Annotated in this window: 1 protein-coding gene; it reads left to right on the plus strand. The window is 62.9% G+C overall.

Going from position 1 to position 455, the window contains the following annotated elements; all coding sequences use genetic code 11:
• Positions 1–13 precede the first annotated feature (13 nt).
• Positions 14–455 (plus strand): glycosyltransferase (locus F8274_RS30885; protein WP_225854065.1); only part of this gene is annotated, 442 nt, incomplete at its 3' end.

A 455-nucleotide genomic window follows, 5' to 3' on the forward strand; every position in this document is an offset into this window, starting at 1 on the left:
CGAGCCGGTCGAGATGCTGAAGCAGACGCTCGACGCGGTGTCGCGGCTCGACTATCCGAATTTCGAGTGCGTCTGCATCATCAACAACACGCCCGACCCCGAGTTCTGGCGGCCGATCCAGGATCACTGCCGGCAACTCGGCGAACGCTTCAAGTTCATCAATGCCGAGAAGGTACAGGGCTTCAAGGCCGGCGCGCTGCGCATCGCGATGGAGCGCACCGCTGTTGATGCCGAGATCATCGGCATCATCGACGCCGACTATGTCGTGCACCCGGACTGGCTGAAGGATCTCGTGCCGGCCTTCGCCGATCCCCGCGTCGGCCTGGTGCAGGCGCCGCAGGAGCATCGCGACGGCGACCGCTCGCTGATGCACTACATCATGAACGGGGAATATGCCGGGTTCTTCGACATCGGCATGGTCCAGCGCAACGAGTTCAACGCCATCATCGTGCACG

This window comes from Micromonospora sp. AMSO31t (genome assembly GCF_008868175.1).
In the GTDB taxonomy this organism is placed as follows: Bacteria; Actinomycetota; Actinomycetes; order Mycobacteriales; family Micromonosporaceae; genus Micromonospora.